At 61.5% G+C, this 17612-nt stretch carries 15 protein-coding genes and 1 riboswitch; of the genes, 12 read left to right on the top strand and 3 right to left on the bottom strand.

The window, feature by feature from the left end:
• Both CCX46_RS07060 and CCX46_RS07055 read left to right on the top strand, forming a co-directional pair.
• Complete coding sequence (locus CCX46_RS07060) at positions 1 to 1515, top strand: tripartite tricarboxylate transporter permease (protein ID WP_007911435.1); 1515 nt, start codon at positions 1 to 3, stop codon at positions 1513 to 1515.
• Positions 1508 to 2542 (top strand): AbrB family transcriptional regulator, encoded by a 1035-nt coding sequence (locus CCX46_RS07055; RefSeq protein WP_127926189.1) that lies wholly within the window; start codon positions 1508 to 1510, stop codon positions 2540 to 2542. Before CCX46_RS07060 ends, CCX46_RS07055 begins: the two co-directional genes overlap by 8 nt.
• A gap of 127 nt (positions 2543 to 2669) precedes the next feature.
• Here the strand turns inward: CCX46_RS07055 and ung are convergent, their stop codons facing one another.
• Positions 2670 to 3362, bottom strand: a complete 693-nt coding sequence (gene ung / locus CCX46_RS07050; protein WP_007911441.1) for a uracil-DNA glycosylase — start codon at positions 3360 to 3362, stop codon at positions 2670 to 2672.
• Positions 3363 to 3494: 132 nt separating this feature from the next.
• Here ung and CCX46_RS07045 point away from each other — a divergent pair, with 132 nt between their 5' ends.
• Positions 3495 to 4607 (top strand): enoyl-CoA hydratase/isomerase family protein, encoded by a 1113-nt coding sequence (locus CCX46_RS07045; RefSeq protein WP_127926188.1) that lies wholly within the window; start codon positions 3495 to 3497, stop codon positions 4605 to 4607.
• A gap of 54 nt (positions 4608 to 4661) precedes the next feature.
• On the opposite strand, the gene CCX46_RS07040 is transcribed toward CCX46_RS07045, so the two are convergent.
• Together CCX46_RS07040 and CCX46_RS07035 are read right to left on the bottom strand one after the other, a co-directional pair.
• Positions 4662 to 5069 (bottom strand): hypothetical protein, encoded by a 408-nt coding sequence (locus CCX46_RS07040; protein WP_127926187.1) that lies wholly within the window; start codon positions 5067 to 5069, stop codon positions 4662 to 4664.
• Positions 5070 to 5126: 57 nt separating this feature from the next.
• Complete coding sequence (locus CCX46_RS07035) at positions 5127 to 5345, bottom strand: hypothetical protein (protein ID WP_127926186.1); 219 nt, start codon at positions 5343 to 5345, stop codon at positions 5127 to 5129.
• A 166-nt stretch (positions 5346 to 5511) separates the two neighbouring features.
• Positions 5512 to 5612, top strand: a riboswitch (guanidine-I (ykkC/yxkD leader).
• Between the two features lie 63 nt (positions 5613 to 5675).
• On the opposite strand from CCX46_RS07035, the gene CCX46_RS07030 reads away from it, so the two are divergent.
• From CCX46_RS07030 to CCX46_RS06990, 9 genes are all read left to right on the top strand, one after another.
• Positions 5676 to 6743 carry a putative urea ABC transporter substrate-binding protein gene (locus tag CCX46_RS07030; RefSeq protein WP_127926185.1) on the top strand — a complete coding sequence of 356 codons (1068 nt, stop codon included), beginning with the start codon at positions 5676 to 5678 and terminating at the stop codon, positions 6741 to 6743.
• An 18-nt stretch (positions 6744 to 6761) separates the two neighbouring features.
• A complete protein-coding gene (locus CCX46_RS07025; RefSeq protein WP_127926184.1) occupies positions 6762 to 7577 on the top strand; it encodes an ABC transporter permease in 816 nt (271 codons plus the stop codon).
• On the top strand, positions 7574 to 8362 hold the full coding sequence (locus CCX46_RS07020) for an ABC transporter ATP-binding protein (RefSeq protein WP_127926183.1): 789 nt from the start codon (positions 7574 to 7576) through the stop codon (positions 8360 to 8362). The genes CCX46_RS07025 and CCX46_RS07020 overlap by 4 nt, the downstream gene beginning before the upstream one ends.
• 25 nt (positions 8363 to 8387) lie before the next feature.
• Positions 8388 to 9113 (top strand): urea amidolyase associated protein UAAP1, encoded by a 726-nt coding sequence (locus CCX46_RS07015; RefSeq protein WP_127930363.1) that lies wholly within the window; start codon positions 8388 to 8390, stop codon positions 9111 to 9113.
• 11 nt (positions 9114 to 9124) lie between these two features.
• A complete protein-coding gene (locus tag CCX46_RS07010) occupies positions 9125 to 9766 on the top strand; it encodes an urea amidolyase associated protein UAAP2 (protein WP_127926182.1) in 642 nt (213 codons plus the stop codon).
• Positions 9767 to 10047: 281 nt separating this feature from the next.
• Positions 10048 to 13695 (top strand): urea carboxylase, encoded by a 3648-nt coding sequence (uca, locus tag CCX46_RS07005; RefSeq protein WP_127926181.1) that lies wholly within the window; start codon positions 10048 to 10050, stop codon positions 13693 to 13695.
• A gap of 24 nt (positions 13696 to 13719) precedes the next feature.
• On the top strand, positions 13720 to 15492 hold the full coding sequence (gene atzF, locus CCX46_RS07000) for an allophanate hydrolase (RefSeq protein WP_127926180.1): 1773 nt from the start codon (positions 13720 to 13722) through the stop codon (positions 15490 to 15492).
• Positions 15493 to 15876: 384 nt separating this feature from the next.
• Positions 15877 to 17364, top strand: a complete 1488-nt coding sequence (locus tag CCX46_RS06995; RefSeq protein ID WP_127926179.1) for a sensor domain-containing diguanylate cyclase — start codon at positions 15877 to 15879, stop codon at positions 17362 to 17364.
• Entirely contained in the window at positions 17357 to 17587 is a 231-nt protein-coding gene (locus CCX46_RS06990) for a cysteine-rich CWC family protein (RefSeq protein ID WP_127926178.1), read from the top strand. The genes CCX46_RS06995 and CCX46_RS06990 overlap by 8 nt, the downstream gene beginning before the upstream one ends.
• Positions 17588 to 17612: the final 25 nt, after the last annotated feature.

Here is a 17612-nt window from a genome sequence, read left to right as displayed (position 1 = left end):
ATGGATACCCTCGGTTATTTGGGTCAAGGCTTCGGCGTCGCGCTGAGCCCGTACAACCTGGTCACGGCCCTGACCGGCACACTGATCGGCACCGTCGTCGGCCTGCTGCCGGGCCTTGGCCCGATCAACGGCGTGGCCTTGCTGATCCCGATCGCTTTCGCCCTCGGTCTGCCGCCAGAGTCGGCATTGATCCTGTTGGCAGCGGTGTATCTGGGCTGCGAATACGGTGGCCGGATCAGCTCGATCCTGCTGAACATTCCCGGCGAAGCATCGACCGTGATGACCACCCTCGACGGTTACCCGATGGCCCGTAAAGGTCTGGCCGGTGTGGCGCTGTCGTTGTCGGCGTGGAGTTCGTTTATCGGCGCGTTTATCGCCACCTGCGGCATGGTCCTGTTCGCGCCGTTGCTGGCGAAATGGGCGATAGCCTTCGGGCCTGCGGAATATTTCGTGCTGATGGTGTTTGCGATTGTTTGTCTCGGCGGCATGGCCGGGGATCGACCGTTGAAAACCTTTATCGCGGCATTGATCGGCCTGTTCCTGTCGAGCGTCGGCATCGACGCCAACAGCGGCGTGTACCGTTTCACCGGCGACAACATTCACCTGACCGACGGCATTCAATTCGTCGTGCTGGTGTTGGGCCTGTTCTCGGTCAGTGAAATTCTGTTGCTGCTGGAGAAAACCCATCGCGGCCAGGAAGCGGTGAAAGCGACCGGGCGGATGATGTTCAACTTCAAGGAAGCGTCGTCGGTGTTCGTGGTGAACATCCGATGCGGTCTGCTCGGTTTCATCATGGGCGTGTTGCCGGGTGCCGGCGCGACGCTGGCCAGCGCCGTGGCTTACATGACCGAAAAACGCATCGCCGGTGCCAGTGGCAAATTCGGTCAGGGTGACGCCCGTGGCCTCGCCGCGCCGGAAACTGCCATCGGTGCTTCGGCCTGCGGTGCGCTGGTGCCAATGCTGACCCTCGGCGTGCCAGGTTCGGGCACCACGGCGGTGATGATCGGCGCCCTGTCGCTGTACAACATCACTCCGGGCCCGCTGCTGTTTCAGCAACAACCGGACATCGTCTGGGGGCTGATCGCCTCGTTGTTCATCGCCAACATCATGCTGGTGATCCTCAACATCCCGATGATCCGCATCTTCACCCGCATCCTCGCGGTACCAAACTGGGCACTGGTGCCGGTAATCGCGATCATCACCGGGATCGGCGTCTACGCGGTGCACGCCACCACGTTCGACCTGTTCCTGATGGTCGGCATCGGCATCTTCGGTTACATCCTGCGCAAGCTCGACTTCCCGTTGTCGCCGGTGCTGCTGGGCTTCATCCTCGGTGGCCTGATGGAGCAGAACCTGCGTCGGGCGCTGTCGATTTCCAACGGTGCACTGGAAATCCTCTGGTCGAGCCCGATCACCTTCGGTGTCTGGGTGCTAACCGCGATCATGCTGCTGATGCCGCTGCTGCGCATCTGGCGCAAACGTTCGGTCGCGCGTCGCGCCATTGCCGATGTTTGATCGCGCCTCACTGAAATCCTGGTGGGGAACCCCGCTGGTCGGTCTGCTGGGCGGTTACCTCGCCAGCCAGATCGGCTGGCCACTGCCGTGGATGGTCGGCTCGTTGCTGGCGATCATCCTCGTGCGTTGCCTGACCCCGTGGCAACTCACGGAAATCCCTGGCGGCCGCAAATGCGGCCAGTGGATCGTCGGCATCGGCATCGGCCTGCACTTCACCCCGGTAGTGATGGAGCAGGTGCTCAGTCATTTCGGTTTGATCTTCTTTGGGGCGCTGGTCACCAGTGTCTCGGCGGTGGTCGGCGTATGGTTGATGCGCCGTACCGGTGAAGATCGCGCGACAGCGTTTTTCTCCAGCATGCCCGGCGGTTCCGGGGAGATGGTCAACCTTGGCGCGCGTAACGGCGCGATGCTCAGCCACGTCGCGGCGGGACAGAGCTTGCGGGTGTTGGTGGTGGTGCTGTGTGTGCCGGCGGCGTTCAAGTATCTGCTGGGTGATGGCACACCGATTTCCCACGCTGGCAGCGTCGATTGGCGCTGGCTGGCGATTCTGTTTCCGGCGGGCGGTTTGCTCGCGTGGCTCTGGCAGCGTTTGCGCCAACCCAATCCGTGGCTGTTCGGGCCGTTGCTGGTGAGTGCGGCGGTGAGCATTGGCTGGGATTTGCACATTGGCTTGCCCAATGGCGGCAGTCAGATTGGCCAGTGGTTGATTGGCAGCGGTTTGGGGTGCCATTTCAACCGGCAGTTCTTCCGCCGCGCGCCTTCATTCATGGGGCGGACGTTGATCGGCACGGCGTTGACCATGTTGATCGCGACACTGGCAGCGTCGGGGTTGAGCGCGCTGACCCATCTGGATCTGCGTTCGCTGACACTGGGCATGATGCCCGGCGGGATCGCCGAAATGAGTCTGACGGCGGAGACGCTGCAACTCTCAGTACCGCTGGTGACAGCGATGCAGGTGATGCGGCTGCTGTTTGTGCTGTTTCTGGCGGAGCCGTTGTTCAAGTACTGGAATCGTAATCCGGAGTAAGACCGCGTCGCCCTTTTCGCGAGCAGGCTCGCTCCCACAGGGTTTTGAGGTGTGCGCACAATCTGTGGCAACCACAAGAACCTGTGGGAGCGAGCCTGCTCGCGAAGGGGCCGGCTCAGTCAGCGCATCAAATCGGCGGCAAACGCCACTCGATCGGCGTCTCGCCATTCTGCTCGAGAAACTTGTTGGTCCGGCTGAAATGCCCACAACCCAAAAACCCGCGATACGCCGACAGCGGCGACGGATGCACCGACGTCAGCACCAGATGCTTGGTCGCGTCGATCAGCTTCTGCTTGCTCTGCGCATGGGCGCCCCAGAGCATGAACACCAGGTGCGGCTGCCGTTCGCTGACCAGTTCAATGATCCGGTCGGTGAAAAACTGCCAGCCCTTGTCCTTGTGCGCATTGGCGTTGGCGCGCTCGACGGTCATGGTCGTGTTGATCATCAGCACGCCCTGATCGGCCCAGCTCTGCAGGTAACCGTGATTGGGAATGTCGATGTTCAGATCGCGTTTCAACTCTTTGTAGATGTTGACCAGCGACGGCGGCGCCGGCACGCCCGGCTGCACCGAAAAGCACAAACCATGGGCCTGGCCCGGGCCGTGATACGGGTCCTGGCCGAGGATCACCACCTTCACCTTATCCAGCGGCGTCGAATTCAGTGCGTTGAAAATCATCGGTCCCGGCGGATAGATTTCCTTGCCGGCCGCCCGCTCCTGCTGCAGAAACTGGCGCAACTCTGCCATGTAAGGCTGGTCGAACTCAGCACGCAGTGCCTCCTTCCAGCTCGGTTCGAGTTTGATACGGTCGTCAGCAGTCATGGTCATACCCGGCAAAAACAATGGGGCGAACCCTAGGAAAGCCGGCCACGCTTGTCAATTGATCTGACGCAGATCCGGCACTTTCCCACACAACGATCATACTGATCGTTCAAATTCCCGATCGAGGTCACGATGAATCTGCACTTCGAAGAACTCACCGGCACCGACGGCGCCCGCATCGGTATCGCCAGCCTGGATGCTGAAAAGTCGCTGAACGCGCTGTCCCTGCCGATGATCAACGCCCTCAGCGACAAACTGAACGCCTGGGCCAAGGATGCGCAAATCGTCTGCGTGCTGCTGCGCGGAAATGGCGCCAAAGCGTTCTGCGCTGGCGGCGAGGTGCGCAGCCTGGTGGAAGCCTGTCGCGCTCACCCCGGCGAAGTACCACCGCTGGCCGCGCAGTTTTTCAGCGCGGAATATCGCCTGGATTACAGCCTGCACACCTATCCGAAACCGCTGATCTGCTGGGGCCATGGTTACGTGCTCGGTGGTGGCATGGGCCTGTTGCAAGGCGCCAGTACGCGGATTGTTACGCCGAGCAGCCGTCTGGCGATGCCGGAAATCAGCATTGGTTTGTATCCGGACGTCGGCGCCAGTTGGTTTCTCGCCCGGCTGCCGGGCAAGCTCGGTTTGTTTCTGGGCCTGACCGGCGCGCACATGAACGGTCGTGATGCGATCGATCTCGATCTGGCTGACCGCTTCCTGCTCGATGAACAGCAGCCGCAACTGATCGAAGGCCTGCTGCAGCTCAATTGGCAGGAACAGACCGACGTGCAACTCAACAGCCTGCTCAAGGCTTTGCAGCAAGAGGCCGTGGCGCAGATGCCCGAGGCGCAATGGTTGCCACGGCGGCAGCAGATCGACGAATTGCTCGATGTCAGCGACGTCACCTGCGCCTGGAAAGCCATCGGCCTGCAACGCGACAGCAGCGATCCGTTGATCGCGCGGGCGGCGAAAACCATGAGCGAAGGCTCGCCACTGACCGCGCATCTGGTCTGGGAACAGATCATCCGCGCCCGGCATATGTCGCTGGCCGAAGTCTTTCAGATGGAATACACCTTGAGTCTTAATTGCTGCCGGCATCCGGAGTTCAGCGAAGGGGTTCGCGCGCGCTTGATTGACAAGGATCAGAAGCCGCACTGGCATTGGCCGGACATCAACACTGTGCCGGATGCAGTGGTGGAGGCGCACTTTCACAAGGTTTGGGAGGGGCGGCATCCGTTGGCGGATTTGACGCAGTATTAAAATCCGGGCACAAAAAAAGCGGCGCTTTATGCGCCGCTTTCTGTTGGCGGGTGATTACCAGCGGTTGCCACGCCCGTTGTGGTCGCCACGTCCGCTGTGTCGGTCGTAGTTGCCACGACCGCGGTGATCGTTATCCCAACCGCCGCGACGGTGGCCATCCCAGCGTCCTCGATCATTGCCGTGCCAGCGACGGCTTTCGTAGTGACGCGGGGCCGGTTGATAGTAACGCGGCGCCGATTGGTAATAGCGCGGTTGCTGGTAGTACCGCGGTGCTGGCTGGTAATAGCGTGGTTGCGCGTAATACCTGCTGCCACCGTTGTAATACGTGCCGCCTGTGTTGTAGTAGGCCGGTGCGGGTGATGTGTAGACCTCTGAGCTGTAGTACGAGTCAGCGTAGGAGTACGGGACGCAACCGGTAACGGAAAACATCAACGCAGCAAGCAGAAGAATTCGTCTATACATGGCGGCCTCCTGGACCGCGGGTTGGCCACACCAGCGACGCTGGCAGGCGACAGTCATTTAATCGCTGACTGTCGAAAAATCAGACAGCGTTTTCGGCATCTGGTGCGTCCCTGCAACAAGTTGAAACAAGTGCTCTATGAAACCTTGTTCATCCGCAAAAACGCCATCATTCAGCCGCTGATTAGTGGTGCCCATGGTGATATCCGCCGCCGTGATAACCCCGTCCGTAACCGCCTCGATGCCAACGGCGCAAACCATCGGATCAGCGGCAAACACGCTGCATCACGGTGCAGCCGCGCACCAACACAAAGCGCCTCAGCGCCCGCGCCGCCACCCCTAAGCAACCCGCGCGCCCGTGCCAGAGCGCCTGACGCGACTTGGCACGCGTCTCGCTTTAGCAAACCCGTGCAGGAGTCATCACAGGTTCGCGGCACCACAATTTGCAATGGCTGACTAGGGTTCCGGCTCGCAATCGCGAGTGGCTGGTCCGAGAGTTGGCGACCTCCAGTTGAGGTTACACGGCGGGACAAAAGCCCGGGAGACAAGCCACCGTTCGCGGTGCCGCGTTGCCTTCCTGTCCGCCCTTGATCAACTGGAGAACCCACCATGACCCGACTACGTTTGCCCGCCCTGCTCGCCGCCGCGTTCGCCGCGCTCATCAGCAGCCAAGCCCCCGCCGCCCAGAAAGATCACTTCAGCGTGTGCTGGACGATTTATGCCGGCTGGATGCCATGGGAATACGCCGGCAGCCAGGGCATTGTCGACAAATGGGCGAAGAAGTACGGCATCAAGATCGACGTCGTACAGCTCAATGACTACGTCGAATCGATCAACCAGTACACCGCCGGCCAGTTCGACGGCTGCACCATGACCAACATGGACGCACTGACCATTCCAGCCGCCGGCGGCGTCGACAGCACCGCGCTGATCGTCAGCGACTTCTCCAACGGCAACGACGGCATCGTCCTCAAGGGCGACGGCAAGAAAGTCGCCGACCTCAAGGGCATGGACGTCAATCTGGTCGAGCTGTCGGTTTCGCACTACCTGCTGGCCCGCGCGCTGGATTCGGTCGACCTGACCGAGAAAGACCTGAAAGTGGTCAACACTTCCGACGCCGACATCTCCGCTGCGTTCAACACCGCACAAGTCAACGCCGTGACGACCTGGAACCCGATGCTCTCGGACATCAAGGCCAAACCGGGCGTGACCGAAGTGTTCAACTCCAGCCAGATTCCCGGCGAGATCATGGACATGATGGTGGTCAACAGCACCACCCTCAAAGACAACCCGGCGCTGGGCAAAGCCCTGACCGGGGCGTGGTTCGAAGTAGTCGAGCTGATGAACGCCAAGAACGCTGCAAGCAAAGCCGCACTGGAACACATGGCCAAGGCCTCAGGCACTGATCTGGCGGGATTCCAGGCGCAACTCGACACCACCAAACTGTTCGCCACACCGAGCGAAGCGCTGAGTTTCGCCACCAGCAAACAACTGCCGGAAACCATGCGCAAAGTCGCCGAGTTTTCGTTTCAGCATGGCTTGCTCGGCGAAGGCGCGAAAGACACCAGCGCGGTCGGCATGGCGTTCGCCAACGGCGTGACCAGTGGTGATACCGGCAACCTCAAGCTGCGTTTCGATCCGACCTACGTGCAGATGGCCGCCGACGCCAAGCTGTAAGCCACGGAGGATTTGGCCATGCGCCTGATCAATCGCCACCCGGATCGCCCCAGTCGCCTGTTGCTGGTGATCCTGCCGTTCGCCCTGCTGCTGTTCGCCTACTTCATGGGCTCGGCCGAGCGCCTGGCGGACAACCCCAACGACAAACTGCTGCCCAGCGCCGTGCAGATGACCGACGCGGTGAAACGTCTGGCCTTCAATGCCGACAGCCGCACCGGTGACTACCTGTTATGGCAAGACACCGCGTCGAGTCTGCGACGCCTGGCCATCGGCCTCGGTATTGCTGCGCTGGCCGGGCTGTGCCTGGGCATCGCCGCCGGCACGCTGCCGCTGTTCGGTGCACCTTTGTCGCCACTGTTGACGGTGCTGTCGATGGTGCCGCCCTTGGCGATCCTGCCGATTCTGTTCATCGTTTTCGGTTTGGGCGAGTTGTCGAAAGTCATGCTGATCGTGATCGGCATCACCCCTGCCCTCGCTCGCGATCTGGAACAGCGCGCGCGGGAAATCCCCGTCGAACTGCTGATCAAGGCGCAGACCCTCGGCGCCTCGACCTGGACGCTGATGCTGCGCGTGGTGCTGCCGCAACTGCTGCCGCGTTTGTTGATCTCGTTGCGGCTGATGCTCGGTTCGGCGTGGTTGTTCCTGATTGCCGCTGAAGCGATCGCCTCCACCGACGGTCTCGGCTACCGGATTTTTCTGGTGCGGCGTTATCTGGCGATGGACGTGATCCTGCCGTACGTGGTGTGGATCACCCTCCTCGCCTGGCTGATGGATTGGGGCCTGAAACATCTGACTCGTCGCGCATTCCCTTGGTATGAGGGGGCGGCCAAATGAGCTTCATCACGGTAAAAAACGTCTGGCAGCAATACGCCGATCAGGTGGTGCTGGAAGGCTTGAACCTGAGCGTCAACGAGGGCGAGTTCTGCACTTTGGTCGGCGCGTCCGGTTGCGGCAAATCGACCTTCCTGCGCCTGCTGCTCGGTCAGGAAACGGCGAGTCGCGGCGAGATCCTGCTCGACGGTCAACCGCTGGCCAGCGAACCGGATGCCAGCCGTGGCGTAGTGTTTCAGCGCTACTCGGTGTTCCCGCATTTGAGCGTGCTCGACAACGTCGCCCTCGGCCTTGAATTGCCGCGTGCGCCGTTGCTGGGGCGGTTGTTCGGCAGCGCCAAACGTGAGGCACGCGAACAGGCAGCGGCGTTGCTGGACAAAGTCGGCCTCGGCCATGCGCTGGATAAATACCCGGCGCAACTGTCTGGCGGGATGCAGCAACGCTTGGCGATAGCCCAGGCGCTGATCATGAAACCACGGGTGTTGCTGCTCGACGAACCGTTCGGCGCGCTCGATCCGGGCATCCGCAAAGACATGCACGCGTTGCTGCTGGAGTTGTGGCGCGAGACGAAACTGACGGTGTTCATGGTCACCCATGATCTGTCCGAAGGCTTCAGCCTCGGCACGCGTCTGCTGGTGTTCGACAAGGTTCGCCTCGACCCGCACGCCCCCGGCGCCTATGGCGCGCGCATCACCTACGACATCCCTTTGAACAGCGACCGCCGCGCCCAACGCGCCGCCGTCGACGCCCTGCCGTTGCCACTGGCAGGCGCCCTTCGCACCGCTTGAGAGGACTGCTCCGATGAATAAACCGATGACCGATTCGACCCAACTATTTCCACCGTTCGCCGAAGAAATGCTCCCCGGCGGCGGCCACCGTTCGTTCGTGCTGAAGCGCGGCCAATTGCTGCGCCTGACCGATCTGCGCGGCGGCGCCAACGTCAGCCTGACCCTGCTCAACGCCAATGAAAAAACCGAACGGCTGAACCTGCCCGACAGCCTCAAATGCCAACACACCGCCAAGCTCACCGCCGGCCATTGCCTGTACTCGGACATGGGCCGCGTACTCGCCGCAATCACCGCCGACACCTGCGGCTGGAGCGACAGCCTCGGCGGCGTGCTCTGCGCCGAAGAAGTTGCACAAAAGTACGGCCAGGGCCGCTATCAGGAACTGCGCAACGGCTTCTTCCGCAACGGCACCGACAACCTGCTGGTGGAGCTCGGCAAGTGGGGGCTGGGCCTGTCCGATCTGCTGATGACGCTCAATCTGTTCAGCCGCGTGAACGTCGATGAGACCGGGCGTTTCCACTTCGTCGAGGGCAATTCCAAGGCTGGCGATTACATCGAGTTGTACGCGCCGATGGACACGCTGGTGGTGCTCACCGCGCTGCAACACCCGATGGATCCGGCGCCGGAATACGCGCCAAAACCGCTGAAGCTGAGCTGGATGAACGCCGACGCCAGCGTCGCCGAACACTGCCGCACCTCGCGCCCGGAAAATGAGCGCGGCTTTATCAACACCGACCGTTTGTTCGCCTGAGGATCGCTGCCATGTCAGTTGCTATCGCCACTTCGCAAAACCAACCCGACACAGCGGTGTACCGCGCCACGATCCCGGCCGGTGAACCCTGGCTGATGGAGGTCAAGGCTGGCCAGACCCTGCGCATCCTCGACCTGGAAGGCAATCAGGCCGTCGATACGTTGTTCTACAGCCTCGCCAATCCCAAGGAACGCTACGACGTGCAGCGCACCTTGCGACGGCAGAACAGCGTCTACCTGAGCACCGGCAGCGTGCTGTATTCCAACCTCGGCCACGCGATGCTGACCATCGTCGCCGACACTTGCGGACGCCACGACACCCTCGGCGGCGCGTGCGCGCAAGAGAGCAACACCGTGCGCTACGCCCTGGAGAAACGCTACATGCACAGCTGCCGCGACAACTACCTGCGCGCCTGCGCCCATGACGGGCGACTGGGTAAAGGTGACATCGGACCGAACATCAATTTCTTCATGAATGTGCCGGTCACGGCGGATGGCGGGCTGACCTTCGAGGACGGGATTTCTGCGCCGGGCAAGTACGTTGATTTGCGTGCGGAGATGGATGTCATCGTGTTGATTTCCAACTGTCCGCAGTTGAACAACCCGTGCAACGCCTATAACCCGACACCTGCGGAGCTGCTGGTATGGAACTGAATTTAAATCGACTGCGCCGTTGGCTTTTCGCACTGTGCCAGGCGCGCTCCGGGCAGTGCCTGAAATCCCCCAAACACCCCTAAACCCTGTGGGAGCGAGCCTGCTCGCGAATGCGGTGTGTCATACAGCATTGATGTGGCTGATCCACCGCCTTCGCGAGCAGGCTCGCTCCCACAGGGGGGTTGTGATGGGTTTGAGTGAAGTGGTTTTTTCATCCGGGACGGCCCGGATGTCTGTCGAAAAACAGCGGGACGGCCCGCTTCCCCTTCAGGGGTTATGCCATGTTCGAAAAAGTCCTCATCGCCAACCGTGGCGCCATCGCCTGCCGCATCCTGCGCACCCTCGCTGCACTGCAGGTCAAAGGTGTGGCGGTGTATTCCGAAGCCGACGCCGCCAGCCTGCACATCCTGCACGCCGATGAAGCGCACAGCCTCGGTGAAGGCGCTGCTGCCGGCACTTATCTGGCCGTCGAAACGATCCTCGCCATTGCCAAACAAAGCGGCGCCACGGCGATCCATCCCGGCTACGGATTTCTCTCGGAAAACGCTGCGTTCGCCGAAGCCTGTGAAGCGCAGAACATCGCCTTCATCGGCCCGACGCCGGAGCAACTTCGCGTGTTCGGCCTCAAGCACACCGCCCGCGCGCTGGCCAAACAGCACGGCGTGCCCATGCTCGAAGGCACCGAACTGCTCGACAGCCTCGACGCCGCACTGATCGCAGGCGAACAGGTCGGCTACCCGGTGATGCTGAAAAGCACCGCTGGCGGTGGCGGCATCGGCATGCGCGTGTGTCGCAGCGCCAGCGAATTGAGCGAATCGTTCGACGCGGTAAAACGTCTCGGTCAGAACAACTTCAGCGACGCCGGGGTGTTCATCGAAAAATACATCCAGCGCGCCCGGCATCTGGAAGTGCAGGTGTTCGGCGACGGTCGCGGTGAGGTCATCGCCCTCGGCGTGCGCGACTGCTCGGTGCAGCGGCGCAATCAGAAAGTCCTCGAAGAAACCCCGGCGCCGAACCTGCCGGGCGGCATGGCTGATGAGCTGTGCGCGGCGGCGATCAAACTGGCGAAAGCCGTGAGTTATCGCAGCGCCGGCACGGTGGAATTCGTTTTCGACAGCGAGGCGCAGCGCTTCTATTTTCTCGAAGTGAACACCAGGCTGCAGGTGGAGCATGGTGTGACCGAACAGGTCTGGGGGGTGGATCTGGTGCGCTGGATGGTTGAGCTGGCCGCCGGTGATCTGCCGCCGCTGAGCGAGTTGTATCGCCAGCTGAAACCTGAAGGCCATGCGATTCAGGCGCGGCTGTACGCGGAGGATCCGGGGCGCGACTTCCAGCCGAGCCCAGGTCTGCTGACGGCGGTGGAATTCCCCCTGGCCAACGGTATTCAGTTGCGCATCGATACCTGGGTCGAGGCCGGCTGCGAGATTCCGCCGTATTTCGATCCGATGATCGCCAAGCTCATCACCTGGGCGCCGACCCGTGAACAGGCGCGCGCCGAGTTGCATCAAGCGTTAGGCGGCAGTCTGTTGTACGGCGTGGAAACCAACCGCGATTACCTGCGGCAGATTCTCCTCGACACTCCGTTCGCCAGCGGTGAGCCGTGGACCCGTTGTCTGGAAGGTCTGGTTTATCGCGCCAACACTTTCGAAGTGCTCAGCGCCGGCACACAAACCAGCGTGCAGGACTATCCTGGCCGCCTCGGTTATTGGGCCGTTGGTGTGCCGCCGTCGGGGCCGATGGACAGCCGCGCATTGCGTCTGGGCAATCGCTTGCTCGGCAATGCTGAAGGCGCGGCGGCGCTGGAAATCACCATGAGCGGGCCGTTGCTGCGCTTCAACTGTGCAGCAGTGATCGCGGTGACCGGCGCGCCGATTGCCTTGACGCTTGAAGGCACAAGCGTGCCGATGAACACCGCGCTGCTGATCCCGGCGGGCGCGACGTTGCATCTGGGCAGCATCAGCTGCGCCGGGGCACGCAGTTATCTGTGCCTGCGCGGTGGTTTGCAGGTGCCGGATTATCTGGGCAGTAAAAGCACCTTCACCCTTGGCCAGTTTGGTGGGCATGGCGGGCGGGCGTTGCGTGCCGGGGATGTGTTGCATATCCCTGCGCTGACTGACCGTAGCAGCGGTCAACAACTGGCACTCCAGCACATTTGCGAGTTGCCGGCGGTGCGGCAGATTCGGGTGATTTACGGCCCGCACGCTGCGCCGGAATATTTCACCGAAAATTATATCGGCACTTTTTTTGAAACTCAGTGGGAAGTGCATTTCAACTCCAGCCGCACCGGTGTTCGCCTGATCGGGCCGAAGCCGGAATGGGTGCGGGCCGACGGTGGCGAGGCCGGATTGCATCCATCGAATATTCACGACAATCCGTATGCGATCGGCGCGGTGGATTTCACCGGCGACATGCCGGTGATTCTCGGCCCGGATGGTCCGAGCCTGGGCGGTTTTGTTTGCCCGGTGACGGTGATCGAAGCGGATCTGTGGCAGCTTGGACAGCTCAAGGCGGGCGACAAAATCCAGTTCATCCCGGTCAATCTCGAAACCGCCCGCGATCTCGCCCTGAAATGGGATCTCCCCTGTGGGAGCGAGCCTGCTCGCGAAGGCGATATTTCAGACACATCAGTATTGAATGACCCAGCGCATTCGCGAGCAGGCTCGCTCCCACAGGGTTTGACGTCACCTGTGGTGTTGGAGTTGGGTCAGGGGGATGTGCGGCTTGTTGCGCGGGTTTCTGGCGATACTCATTTACTGTTGGAAATCGGCGAGCCTGAACTCAATCTCGTCCTGCGCTTCCGCGCCCACGCCCTCATGCAGGCACTGGAAAGCAAATCCCTGCACGGCGTGATCGACCTCACCCCCGGTATCCGCTCGCTGCAAATCCACTACCAGCCCGAGCAGCTGCCACTCGCCGATCTGCTCGGCATCGTCGCCGGCGAATGGGACGCGGTGTGCGCCGCCAACGACCTGCAAGTACCGTCACGCATCGTCCATTTGCCGCTGTCCTGGGACGACCCGGCCTGCCAGTTGGCCATCGAGAAATACATGACCACCGTGCGCAAGGACGCGCCGTGGTGCCCGAGCAATCTGGATTTCATCCGCCGTATCAACGACCTGCCGAACCTCGACGAAGTGCAGCGCACGGTATTCGATGCAAGCTATCTGGTGATGGGGCTCGGCGATGTCTATCTCGGTGCGCCGGTGGCCACACCGCTCGACCCGCGCCATCGTTTGGTGACTACCAAATACAACCCGGCACGCACCTGGACCGCCGAAAACTCGGTAGGCATCGGTGGCGCCTACCTGTGCGTGTACGGCATGGAAGGCCCGGGCGGTTATCAGTTTGTCGGGCGCACCTTGCAGATGTGGAACCGCTATCGCGAAGTCGCCGCGTTCGACGGCAAACCGTGGCTGCTGCGCTTCTTCGATCAGATTCGCTTCTATCCGGTCAGCGCCGAAGAACTGCTGCGCATCCGCCGCGATTTTCCGCTGGGCCGCTTCGATCTGAACATCGAACACAGCCAACTCAACCTCGCCGAGTATCAGGCGTTTCTCAATCGTGAAGCCGAGAGCATCAGCGCGTTTCGTGCTCAGCAACAAGGCGCATTCAATGCCGAGCGCGAACGCTGGATCGCCAGCGGTCAGGCGCATTTCGACAGCGAAGAAGCCGTGGCGCCATCCGCCGAAGACGCGCCATTGGCCGAGGGTGAACACAGCGTCGACAGCCACATTGCTGGCAATCTCTGGCAGGTGCAGGTCGAGGTCGGCAGTCGCGTCGCAGCAGGCGACGTGCTGGTGATTCTCGAGTCGATGAAAATGGAAATCCCGGTACTCGCGCCGCTGGCCGGGCTGGTGCGCGAGATTCGCGTGCAGCCCGGTTCGGCGGTGCGTGCCGGACAACGGGTCGTGGTGCTGGAACTCGACTGAAGCCAATTGGATAAGGATCAACTCATGAATCTGCAACTCGATGTACTGCGCCAGGCCTATCGCAATGGCGATACCACACCGCGTCAACTGCTGCTGAAACTACGCGAGAAAGCCGCCGCGCTGAACCCGGATTATCACCTGTTCATCCACCTGCTCAGCGTCGCAGAACTGGAGCCCTACCTTGCCGCCCTCGACGGTCGCGAGCTCGACAGCCTGCCGCTGTACGGCGTGCCGTTTGCGATCAAGGACAACATCGATCTGGCCGGCATACCGACCACCGCCGCGTGCCCGGACTTTGCTTATGTGCCGGAGCGCTCGGCGACCCTCGTCGAGCAGCTGATTGCGTTGGGTGCGATTCCGCTGGGCAAGACCAATCTCGATCAATTTGCCACGGGACTCAACGGCAGCCGCTCGCCGTATGGCGCGTGCCCGAACAGCGTGCTGACGGAGTATCCGTCCGGTGGCTCCAGCGCCGGATCGTCGCTGGCGGTGGCGTTGGGCGTGGCGAGTTTTGCTTTGGGCACCGATACCGCAGGCTCCGGTCGGGTGCCGGCGGCGCTGAATAATCTGGTTGGATTGAAAGCGAGCAAAGGGCTGATCTCCACCGCTGGAGTGCTACCGGCGTGTCGCACGCTGGATTGCGTGACCACGTTCACCGCGACGGCGCGTGAAGCCAGTCAGTTGCTGGCGTTGACGGCGAAACTTGATCCGCGTGATGAGTACAGCCGCCGCAATCCATCGTGGAATGACGGCTCGGCGTTTGGTGCGCCACGCGCATTTCGTTTCGGTGTGCCGCGTGCGCAGGATCTTGAGTTTTTCGGTTGCGTCGAAGGGCCGCTGTTGTTCGGCGACGCCATCGATCAACTCAAGGCCTTGGGTGGCGAAGCGATCGAACTGGACCTGTCGCCATTCCTTGAAGCCGCGCGTTTGCTTTACGAAGGGCCGTGGGTTGCCGAGCGCTATAGCGTGGCGGGTGAGTTGATGGAGAAAAATCCCGCGGCCGTTTTACCGGTGATCCGCGCCGTACTGGCGAAGGCCCCGGCGGTGACGGGCGTGCAGACCTTCCGCGCGCAGTATCGGCTGCAAGCTTTGAAAGCGCTGTGCGATCAGGCCCTCGAAGGCCTCGACTGCGTGCTCACACCCACCATCGGCCGCCCGGTGACGCTGGCCGAACTGCACGCCGAACCGGTGCTGCGCAACTCCGAATTGGGTTACTACACCAACTTCATGAACCTGCTCGACTACACCGCCGTCGCCGTGCCGAGCGGGTTTATGGCCAATGGATTGCCGTGGGGCGTGACGCTGTTTGGCCGGGCGTTCACCGATCAATATCTGCTGAGCGTGGCGGATGCGCTGCAGCGCCAGCAGTACCCGGCCCTGCCGACGCCCGCGAACGTTGCGCGCAACGATCGCGCCCGCATCGTGGTGTGTGGCGCGCATCTGCAAGGGTTGGCGTTGAACTGGCAACTGACGCAGCGGAGTGGCCGATTACTGGAAACGACGTTGAGTTCGCCGGATTATCAACTGCACGCGTTGGCTGGCGGCCCGCCATTGCGGCCGGGGATGGTGCGAGTGAAGGATGGCGGTGTGGCGATTGCGGTGGAGGTGTGGGAATTGCCGAGCAGTGAGTTGGGCTCGTTCCTCACCGGGATTCCGGCGCCGCTTGGATTGGGCAAGGTGCAACTGGCGGATGGGCGTTGGGAAAGCGGGTTTATTTGTGAGCCGTATGGTCTTGAGGGTGCGCTGGACATCAGCCATTTGGGGGGCTGGCGGGCGTATCTTGAGACTCGGAACTGATCCAGAAACCAACCCTCACCCAAGCCCTTTCCCAGAGGGAGAGGGGACTGACCGGGGTGTCTGTGAGGGGATTGCCATTCAGTGATAACCCGTCGAACTCAGGTTTTGAAATCACCACAATTCAGCCCTCACTCCTGAGGGAGAGAGAACTGACCGGGGTGTCTTTAAGATAGTTGCCATTCGGTGATACCGAGCCGAACACAATTTTTGAAATCACCACAATCTAGCTCCCTCTCCCTCCGGGAGAGGGCTGGGGTGAGGGAGCTATCCTTCTGACACACCCTCAACGTCATATCCCCCGCCATTTCAGGCATAAATCCCGCAGTCTTTTCCCGGCCATCCCACTAGAATGCATGCCATCGGGCCACTGCCAACGGAACTGCCATGCCGCTTCGTTCTCCCCTGTACTCGCAACGCTCGCTGGTCCTGACGCTGATCGCCCTGCTCGGCGCCGGGTTCCTCGCCACGTCGTTGCTCAGCTACTACGCCTCCCGCGCGTCGATCCGCGACAACATAGTCAACACCGAGCTGCCGCTGACGTCCGACACGGTGTACTCGGAAATCCAGAAAGACCTCGTCAGGCCGATCCTGATTTCCTCGATGATGTCCCGCGACACCTTCATGCGCGACTGGGTGGTCAACGGCGAGCAGAATCCCGAGCAGATGACCCGCTACCTCGACGAGGTCATGACCCACTACGGCGCCTACACCGCGTTCTTCGTCTCCAACAGCACGCACACCTACTACCACGCCAAAGGCGTGCTCAAGCAGGTCAAGGTCGATGAACCGCGCGATGCCTGGTACTTCCGCGTGCGCGACATGAAGGATCCGTACGAGATCAACGTCGACCCGGATCTGGCCAACAAGGACAACCTGACCTTCTTCATCAACTACAAGGTTTACGACTATCACAACCGCTTCATCGGTGCGGCCGGCGTCGGTCTGACCGTGGACGCGGTGATCAAGCTGATCGACAAGTATCAACAGCGCTATCAACGCAGCGTGTATTTCGTCGACACCTTCGGTCGACTGGTATTGACCGGCGCCGAGGGCGGTCCGGAAGGCGCGCACATCGGCAAGAGTCTCGGCGAACTCGAGAGCATGAAAAGTCTGGTCAGCCAGTTGCCGAAACCGCACAGCGGCAGCTACGAATATTCCGCCCACGGTCAGGGGCATTTCCTCAACGTGCGGTTTATCCCGGAGCTGAACTGGTACCTGTTTGTCGATAAACGCGAAGACGGCGCCCTGAGTGAAATCCGTCAGTCGCTGTACCTGAACCTACTGATCTGCCTGCTGGTGACGCTGATTGTCCTGGCGCTGCTCAACCGCGTGATCAAACGCTACCAAAGCAAAATCCAGGCACAGGCCATTCTCGACAGTCTCACCGAACTGCCCAATCGCCGTGGCTTCGACATTCTCGCCGCGCAAGCCCTGCACGAAGCGCAGCGCGAGACCAAACCGCTGACCGCGTTGCTGCTCGACCTCGATCACTTCAAAGTGTTGAACGACACTTACGGGCACATGGCCGGTGATCAGGTGTTGATCGGTTTTGCCCGCGATCTGCAAAGCTGCCTGCGCCACGCCGACATTGTCTGCCGCTGGGGCGGCGAGGAATTTATCGTGTTGCTGAAGGACACCGACGGCGACACCGGTCAGAAAATTGCCGAGAAGATCCGCCAACACGTCGAACAACACGAATATGCCTACGACGGCCACCGCCTCCATCTGACGGTGAGCATCGGCGCCACCACCCTGCAACGCGATGACACCTTGCACAGCCTGCTGTCGCGGGCCGATCATGCGATGTACCGAGCCAAACAAACCGGCCGCAACCGCACCTGCGTGGAAATGCCTCACTCGACTTATGCCTGATTCCGACGTTAAACCCGACCTTTGCCCGGCCTGCGGCGCCCGCAACGATTGCAGCCTGGCCGACCCGCGCACCGCCGACCGCGAATGCTGGTGCTATGGCGTGAGCATCGATCCGGCCGTGCTTGAAGCGCTGCCGCCAGCGCTGCGTAACCAATCCTGCCTGTGCCCGCGTTGCGCGCAGGTCGAGGCGCAACTGCAAGCGGCCAAGCGGCCGATCCCGTAAGATGCGCGGCCCTTCATTCATCGAA

Source organism: Pseudomonas sp. RU47, from assembly GCF_004011755.1.
GTDB lineage: Bacteria > Pseudomonadota > Gammaproteobacteria > Pseudomonadales > Pseudomonadaceae > Aquipseudomonas.
This window is presented reverse-complemented; position numbering and strand designations above follow the sequence as displayed.

Coding starts and splice junctions, on each gene's coding strand:
- CCX46_RS07060 (WP_007911435.1), top strand. CDS start 1: ATGGATACCCTCGGTTATTTGGGTCAAGGCTTCGGCGTCGCGCTGAGC.
- CCX46_RS07055 (WP_127926189.1), top strand. CDS start 1,508: ATGTTTGATCGCGCCTCACTGAAATCCTGGTGGGGAACCCCGCTGGTC.
- ung (WP_007911441.1), bottom strand. CDS start 3,362: ATGACTGCTGACGACCGTATCAAACTCGAACCGAGCTGGAAGGAGGCA.
- CCX46_RS07045 (WP_127926188.1), top strand. CDS start 3,495: ATGAATCTGCACTTCGAAGAACTCACCGGCACCGACGGCGCCCGCATC.
- CCX46_RS07040 (WP_127926187.1), bottom strand. CDS start 5,069: ATGTATAGACGAATTCTTCTGCTTGCTGCGTTGATGTTTTCCGTTACC.
- CCX46_RS07030 (WP_127926185.1), top strand. CDS start 5,676: ATGACCCGACTACGTTTGCCCGCCCTGCTCGCCGCCGCGTTCGCCGCG.
- CCX46_RS07025 (WP_127926184.1), top strand. CDS start 6,762: ATGCGCCTGATCAATCGCCACCCGGATCGCCCCAGTCGCCTGTTGCTG.
- CCX46_RS07020 (WP_127926183.1), top strand. CDS start 7,574: ATGAGCTTCATCACGGTAAAAAACGTCTGGCAGCAATACGCCGATCAG.
- CCX46_RS07015 (WP_127930363.1), top strand. CDS start 8,388: ATGACCGATTCGACCCAACTATTTCCACCGTTCGCCGAAGAAATGCTC.
- CCX46_RS07010 (WP_127926182.1), top strand. CDS start 9,125: ATGTCAGTTGCTATCGCCACTTCGCAAAACCAACCCGACACAGCGGTG.
- uca (WP_127926181.1), top strand. CDS start 10,048: ATGTTCGAAAAAGTCCTCATCGCCAACCGTGGCGCCATCGCCTGCCGC.
- atzF (WP_127926180.1), top strand. CDS start 13,720: ATGAATCTGCAACTCGATGTACTGCGCCAGGCCTATCGCAATGGCGAT.
- CCX46_RS06995 (WP_127926179.1), top strand. CDS start 15,877: ATGCCGCTTCGTTCTCCCCTGTACTCGCAACGCTCGCTGGTCCTGACG.
- CCX46_RS06990 (WP_127926178.1), top strand. CDS start 17,357: ATGCCTGATTCCGACGTTAAACCCGACCTTTGCCCGGCCTGCGGCGCC.